Consider the following 6,907-nt stretch of genomic DNA (forward strand, 5'->3'; position numbering starts at 1 on the left):
CGACAAGCTATCTACCTGCGGTTTTGTTTTCACGGTTTTCGGTATGGCCGAGGCTATCCGTGTTAACGTAGTAGATGGGCCACTTTTGTGGCAAGGGGGGCCGATCTGCGGGCCAGGGTAGCTAAAAGAGCCCCGTCCCAAAAAGACTGATTGGGAGCTGGGGCGTGTCGATGCGATAGTATTACGTGGTGATATTCGACAAACCGTGGGCTTCATCCGAGGGCTTTATGGAACAGCACCAGCATTATCAGAGCCTGCAAGATCAGGCATACAACGCACTGCGCTCTAAGATCATCTATGCCGAGCTCAGGCCCGGCACGCGCCTTTCGGCGATTGGTCTGGAAAAGGAGACGGGAATCGGGCGCACGCCCATTCGCGAGTCCTTTGTGCGCCTGCGTGAGCAGGAGCTAGTGGAAACGCGTCCCAAAAGCGGCACCTATGTCTCAAAAATCAGCATGGAGCGCGCCGAGAACGCCTGTTTCTTGCGTGAGAAACTCGAGAGAAGCGTACTCATTAAATGTTGCTCTGCCGCCACGCCTGAGCAAAAACATCGGCTCGAGCAGATTCTTGCCGAGTCCGAGTCGCTCGACCATAGCGAAACGCGTCGCTTTTTCGATCTGGACAACCTATTCCACGAGACGTGCTTTGAGATTGCCGGCCGCCACATGTTGTGGGATTGGATGAAGAGCGTCAATACGCATTTTGAGCGGTACAACTGGTTGCGTATGGTGTCGCAGGATATGGATTGGGAGCCGATTCGTCGTCAGCATCGCCGGATTCTCGAGTCCATTAAGAGGGGCGATACCGACACGGCGAGCTATCTGGCAGAGACACACCTGCATCTGATGCCCGAGGAACAGGGACCGGTTATCGCCTTGCATCCCGACTATTTTGAGCTGCCTAAAGACTCGGCCATCTAACTCGTTCCCTACATTAGTTGCGGTTAAATAGGGGCTGTTTTGCGGCTTTGGCGGCGTAAGCAGTCCGTGTTTCACCGCAAGTGCGGGGGTGCAATCGGGGCATGAAAAGGCTGCGGCGCCGCTTGGAGGAAAAAACCGGAAGCAAGGGTCCATTCCTCCAGACGGCGCCGCAGCTGTTTTGGTGGCTCGGCTTTTGTCGAAGTGGCTCAGCTGGGCGCGACTGCCAGCCGAGTAGGCAAAGCGGCTCGGGCGCGTGTCGCTTCCGTCACGTTCTATCAGCATACAAGACGGTTTTGGTTCTTGTTCGTGACGGAAACGGCGCGCTTCCGAGCCGCTTTAAAAGAAAGGGGGCGAGGTCTAGGGCACGCCCCCTTTCACGATAGAGAGCTAAACCTAGCCGCGGACCTTCTTGACGACGTCCATGGCCTCGCGGGCAATCTGCTCGACCTTGGAGAAGTCGCCATCGGCGAACAGGGCGGGCTTGACCATCCAGGTGCCACCGCAGGCGATGATGGCGGAGGAGCTCAGGTACTCCTCGACGTTGGCAGTGCTCACGCCGCCGGTGGGCATAAAGCGATGGCCGACAAACGGAGCGGCGAGGGCCTTGATGGTGTTCAGGCCACCATACTGAGCCGCGGGGAAGAACTTGGTGACCTTGAGCCCCAGGTTCTCGGCGGCGGTAACCTCGGAGGGGGTCACGGTGCCGGGAAGGACGGGCAAGTCGATGTCGATGCAGTGCTTCACGACGTCCTCGCTGTAACCCGGGGAGACGATGAACTTGGCACCGGCGGCGCGGGCCTGCTCAACCTGCTCGACAGTCAGGACGGTGCCGGCGCCGACGCACATCTCGGGCTCGGCCTCAGCCATGGCGGCGATGCACTCGGCGGCGCAGGCGGTGCGGAAGGTGACCTCGGCGGACTTCATGCCGGCAGACATAAGGGCGTGGGCGAGCGGTGCGGCGTCCTCGACCTTATCGAGCACGACGACCGGCACGATGCCCAGGGATTCAAGCGTGGTGTAGAACTGATCGAACATAGTGTTCCTTTCGATGTGAGGCGCGCACGGGCGCGTGATTGCCAAAGAAGATTGGCCATGAGCCGGTTCCGGATTGGTTATCGGAGGCACTGCTTGGGTCACAAGCAATTTCGGAACCGGCTACGAGGCCAGTCGTGAAGGAATGCCAGACAAAACCGGAATGGGACTAAGTGGTTCTACCTGGCCGGAGGAATCGGGGAGCGGGCTGCAGGGGTATGGGTATGGAAAGCTGCAGTCCGCGGAATGGGGAACGAATTAACGGGCGACGCGGGTGCCACCGTCGGCGGCGGATGCCACGGCTGCGATCTCGTCTGCGGTCACCAGGTTGGAATCGCCCTTGATGGTGAGCTTGAGGATCGAGGCCGCAATCGCGTAGTTGACGGCGTCTTGCGGGTCAAAGTCGTTGATGAGGGCATGGACGAGGCCGGCGTTGAAAGCGTCGCCGGCGGCAACGCCCTCGAGCACGTGCACGTCGTGAGCGGGGGAGAACCAGTGCTCGCCGCTCTCGGCGTCAAAGAGCATGCCCATCCAAATGGAGCGCTCGACGCAGGAGATGTTGCGGACGACCGAGGCGACCTTCTTGCAACCGTACTCGGCGCAGATCTGACGGGCCATCTCGACGTAGGTGTCGCGTTCCTCGATGCCGTGGGCAAGGGAGCCGGAGACGCAGGTCATACCGAGGCCGGCAGGAGCGTCCTCGTCGTTGGCAATGCAGATGTCAACGAGCGGCAGGAGTTCCTTCATGGTGGCCTGCGACTTCTCGGGCGACCACATCTTGCCGCGATAGTTCACGTCGCACACGGTGGCGATGCCTTTGGCGCGGCAGGCGGTGAGGGCATCCTTGCAGGCGGCGGCCATCTCGTCGGAGACGGCGGGCGTCACGCCGGAGAAGTAGAAGACATCGACACCCTTGAGGATCTCATCCCAGTCAAAGACGTCGCGCTTGGCCATGTTGATGGCAGAGTACTTGCGGTCGTAGACGCAGCCGTTGCCGCGCTGCGAGGCGCCGACCTCAAACACATAGGAGCCAAGACGGTCGCCCTGGCGCACGACGCGCGAGGTATCGACGTCGTAGACCTTCAGCGAACGCAGGGCGCACTCGCCCAGACGGTTGGCCGGGACAACGGAGACGTAAGCTGCCTTGTCACCCTGGTAGGCCAGGGAAAGCGCGGTGTTGGCTTCGGCGCCGCCGTAGCGGACATCAAACTCGGTCGCCTGCTCAATGCGCAGATGATCTTTGGGCGAGAGCCTCATCATGATCTCGCCGAAGGTAAGAACCGTTTTACCCATGGTCGCGCAGCTCCTTCTTGCTCGTGCGTACACCTTTGATATGGCGTTGGCACGGAGGTGCCAAGACGGTAGGGTACATCTTTGCACCTCCGTGCCAACGCTTGCCGAAATCGGTTTACGAAATCGGTTTCGTTTCGAGTTGTAGTATACTCATCTACAACGTTTTGCAAGCGAGATTTTTAAAAAAATGCCTAAAATGGCTCAGACTGCCGACAATTGGGAAACGGGGTGCGCTATGGCGCAGATGAGGATTAAGGACATTGCTGCCGAGGCGGGCGTGAGCCCGGCCACGGTCTCGCGCTATCTCAACAACCGCCCTGGGCAGATGACCGAGGAAACCCGTGCTCGCATCGCGGCAGTTATCGAGCGCACCGGCTATCGTCCACGTGCCGCCGCGCGCAATCTGCGCAGCTCGCGTACCAACCTCATCGGCGTGATCTTGGCCGACATTGCTAACCCGTTCTCCAGCGCCATGCTCGAAGGGCTTTCCGCCAGCGCCGCCGCGCGCGGCTGCTCGCTCATGACGGCCATTAGCGGCAACGACCCCGCCAAGGAGGCAGAGTCGCTCACCAGACTTATCGATGCCGGCGTGGACGGCCTGGTCGTCAATACCTGCGGAGGCAACGACAAGGCGATCGCCGAGGCTGCGGGACGCCTGCCCGTCGTGCTGCTCGACCGCGATGTTGCCGACGGCGGTGTCGATCTGGTGACCTCCAACAACCGTGAGCTGGTCGCCGGCCTGGTAGACGCCTTGGCCTCTGCGGGCAGCGAGCGCCTGTGCCTGCTCACCGAGGCAAGCGACGACAGCCCCGTGCGTCGCGAACGCGCCGAGGCGTTTGCCGACGAGCTTTCGCGCCGCGGTCTTGCGGGCGAGGTCGTCACCCTGGCCGACGGTGGCGTCGAGGGTGTCAGTCGCCTGGACGAGACCATCCGCGGCTATGCGGGTAAAAAGCTCGGCCTCATTGCCGTCAACGGTCTGGTCTTCCTGCGCCTGACCGAGGCGCTGGCACAGTTGGGACCTTCGTTGCCGGCGGGTCTCAAGATCGCAACGTTTGACGACTATCCCTGGAACCACGTGCTCTTTGGCGGTGTGACCACGGCAGCGCAGGACACTCTTACCATTGCCGAGCGCGTAGTCGAGCGTCTGTCCGAACGCATCGACATCGTTACCACTACGGTGGGCGATGCCGCAAAGCTCGCCCCCAAGCGCATCGAGATCCCCGGCCACATCGAACACCGCGCCTCGACCTTACGCTAGCCGCTCGTTCGCAACGGCCTGTTCGCCCACGTTTTTTGAGCGCTTGATACGCTTTAACCCTGCGGAAACATTTTTCTGCGATAGTATCTGCGATATAGACCAGTCGAAACCCGCCCGAAAGAAAGGGGAGCGACATGAACCAGCAGAACATCGATTACGTACTCCGCTCCGTAGAGCAGCGTGATATCCGCTTTGTGCGTCTGTGGTTTGTCGACATTCTCGGCCGCCTCAAGAACTTTGCCATTAGCCCCGAGGACCTCGAGGTCGCTTTTGAGGAGGGTATTGGCTTTGACGGCTCCGCCATCGAGGGCTTTGCCACGCCCGAGGAAGCCGACATGCTGGCGTTCCCCGATGCTTCGACCTTCCAGATCCTGCCGTGGCGCCCGAGCCACAACGGCGTCGCCCGCGTGTTCTGCGATGTGTGCACTCCCGATCGCAAGCCGTTTGCCGGCGACCCGCGCGATGCCCTGCGCCGCATGTTCCGCAAGGCCGAGAAGGCTGGCTATCTGCTCAACGTGGGTGCCGAGCTGGAGTATTACTACTTCCCCGACGAGCACACCCCCGAGCCGCTCGACAACGTGGGCTACTTCGATCTTTCGGTGAGCGATGCCGCCCGCGACCTGCGTCGCAACACGGTCCTCACGCTCGAGAAGATGTCCGTGCCCGTGGAGTACACCTTCCACGCCGCCGGTCGCTCGCAGCATGGCATGAGCCTGCGTCACGCCGAGGCCCTGAGCATGTCCGACGCTATCACCACGGCCAAACTCATCATTAAGCAGCAGGCCTACGAGAGCGGTTGCCACGCTTCCTTTATGCCCAAGCCGTTGGCGGGCGAGGACGGCAGCGCCATGTTTTTGCATCAGTCGCTGTTCGACCACGACGGCAACAACGTCTTTTGGGGCGAGGACGACGAGAAGTACCACCTCTCCGAAATCGCCAAGCACTACATGGCCGGCATCTTGGCGCACGCGCGCGAGATCAGCGCCATCACCAATCCCACGGTCAACTCGTACAAGCGCATCACCACGGGTGGCGACTCCGTGCCGCAGTACGCCACGTGGGGCCTGCGCAACCGCGCGAGTATGGTCCGCATCCCGGTCTACAAGCCCGGCAAGCCGCTGTCCACGCGCATCGAGCTGCGCAGTCCCGACCCCATGGCCAACCCGTACCTGGTCAACGCCGTCACGCTGGCGGCTGGTCTGGACGGCATCGAGCGCAAGCTGGAACTCCCGCCCGAGGCCACGGCCGAGACGCTCAAGCTTACCGACCGTCAGATGGTCGAGGCCGGCTACGCGCCGCTGCCGCGCTCGCTCAAAGAGGCGCTCGACGTGTTTGAGGACTCGCAGTTTATGAAGGATGCCCTCGGCGAGCACATCCACAGCTTCTTCCTCAAAAAGAAGCGCGACGAGTGGCATAAGTTTGAGTCTACGATCACCGAGTGGGAGATCAAGCACTACCTGGCGAACTCCTAATCGCGCTGGCTTGTTCCAGTACGATTGAGCTCATTTCTTTGGAGGCCGATATGTCCGAAAAGAGTGCCCTGTTCATGGCGCGCACGACGCGCTTCCACGAGTTTGCCCGCAGCTTGACGACTACCCTGGGTGTCGAGGTGAGCCTGGCAACCCCCGATTCGCCAACTGCGGCGCACGACTTTGACCTGCTGATCCTCGATTCCGATGGCATCCGCAGCGACCGCATCGATCAGATTGCCAAGTGGCTTGACGATCGCGGCGGCGTCCCCATGCTGGTGATCGTCGACGACGAGGCGCTCGGCACCCTGCGCCTGCCCAATCACGCGCATGCCGACTTTGTATGCCCCACGGCGACGCCCAACGAGCTCAAGGCTCGCGCGCAGCGTCTGATGGGCGAGGAGGAGACCGTCACCGCCGACGATGTGCTCAATATCGATAACCTCGAGATTAACCTGGCTACCTACCAGGTGACGCTCGATAACGAGCCCATCGACCTGACGCTGATGGAGTACTCGCTGCTGAGCTTTTTGGCGACGCACCCCAACCGCGCCTACAGCCGCGAGGTGCTGCTGCACCGCGTGTGGGGCTTTGAGTACTGCGGCGGCACGCGCACCGTCGACGTGCACATTCGACGCATCCGCTCCAAGGTGGGCCCGCAGATCGCGGCGCACATCACCACCGTCCGCGGCGTGGGCTATCTGTTTAAGGACTAGCAAGTAAATAGAGGGCAATGTGAGGGTACCGGAGATTTCTCCAGTACCCTTTTCTCGTTTAGGGCGATAAGAAGACCTTTTACCGATTAAAAGTGTGTCAGTAAAAACAATATCAAACGTATACCACTATCTAGCGAATATCATTTAGTTACCGTATCTCCCTACTAGGTGACGCATAATTTCTTTCGCAAATTGACAACCGCATAGCGGAACACGGCC

At 60.7% G+C, this 6,907-nt stretch carries 6 protein-coding genes; 4 read left to right on the plus strand and 2 right to left on the minus strand.

Translation table 11 applies throughout. From position 1 onward, the window contains the following. The first annotated feature begins 227 nt into the window (after positions 1 to 227). Positions 228 to 920, plus strand: coding sequence for a GntR family transcriptional regulator (locus DXD77_RS04985; protein ID WP_118335436.1), 693 nt, complete (start codon positions 228 to 230; stop codon positions 918 to 920). Between the two features lie 393 nt (positions 921 to 1,313). Here the strand turns inward: DXD77_RS04985 and eda are convergent, their stop codons facing one another. Both eda and DXD77_RS04995 read right to left on the minus strand, forming a co-directional pair. Continuing rightward, a complete protein-coding gene (eda, locus tag DXD77_RS04990) occupies positions 1,314 to 1,955 on the minus strand; it encodes a bifunctional 4-hydroxy-2-oxoglutarate aldolase/2-dehydro-3-deoxy-phosphogluconate aldolase (protein ID WP_117647998.1) in 642 nt (213 codons plus the stop codon). Between the two features lie 255 nt (positions 1,956 to 2,210). Next, a complete protein-coding gene (locus DXD77_RS04995) occupies positions 2,211 to 3,245 on the minus strand; it encodes a sugar kinase (protein ID WP_117647999.1) in 1,035 nt (344 codons plus the stop codon). A gap of 235 nt (positions 3,246 to 3,480) precedes the next feature. Between DXD77_RS04995 and DXD77_RS05000 the strand changes: the two genes are divergently transcribed. The 3 genes from DXD77_RS05000 (at position 3,481) to DXD77_RS05010 (ending at position 6,688) form a co-directional block, all read left to right on the plus strand. Next, positions 3,481 to 4,503 carry a LacI family DNA-binding transcriptional regulator gene (locus tag DXD77_RS05000; RefSeq protein WP_158549090.1) on the plus strand — a complete coding sequence of 341 codons (1,023 nt, stop codon included), beginning with the start codon at positions 3,481 to 3,483 and terminating at the stop codon, positions 4,501 to 4,503. A gap of 134 nt (positions 4,504 to 4,637) precedes the next feature. After that, a complete protein-coding gene (locus DXD77_RS05005) occupies positions 4,638 to 5,975 on the plus strand; it encodes a glutamine synthetase family protein (RefSeq protein WP_117648002.1) in 1,338 nt (445 codons plus the stop codon). A 50-nt stretch (positions 5,976 to 6,025) separates the two neighbouring features. After that, positions 6,026 to 6,688: a response regulator transcription factor gene (locus tag DXD77_RS05010; RefSeq protein WP_006234733.1), complete on the plus strand. Its 663-nt coding sequence runs from the start codon at positions 6,026 to 6,028 to the stop codon at positions 6,686 to 6,688. Positions 6,689 to 6,907 lie beyond the last annotated feature (219 nt).

The organism is Collinsella sp. TM09-10AT, from assembly GCF_003436275.1.
GTDB lineage: Bacteria > Actinomycetota > Coriobacteriia > Coriobacteriales > Coriobacteriaceae > Collinsella.

Coding starts and splice junctions, on each gene's coding strand:
- DXD77_RS05000 (WP_158549090.1), top strand. CDS start 3,481: ATGGCGCAGATGAGGATTAAGGACATTGCTGCCGAGGCGGGCGTGAGC.
- DXD77_RS04985 (WP_118335436.1), top strand. CDS start 228: ATGGAACAGCACCAGCATTATCAGAGCCTGCAAGATCAGGCATACAAC.
- DXD77_RS05010 (WP_006234733.1), top strand. CDS start 6,026: ATGTCCGAAAAGAGTGCCCTGTTCATGGCGCGCACGACGCGCTTCCAC.
- DXD77_RS05005 (WP_117648002.1), top strand. CDS start 4,638: ATGAACCAGCAGAACATCGATTACGTACTCCGCTCCGTAGAGCAGCGT.
- eda (WP_117647998.1), bottom strand. CDS start 1,955: ATGTTCGATCAGTTCTACACCACGCTTGAATCCCTGGGCATCGTGCCG.
- DXD77_RS04995 (WP_117647999.1), bottom strand. CDS start 3,245: ATGGGTAAAACGGTTCTTACCTTCGGCGAGATCATGATGAGGCTCTCG.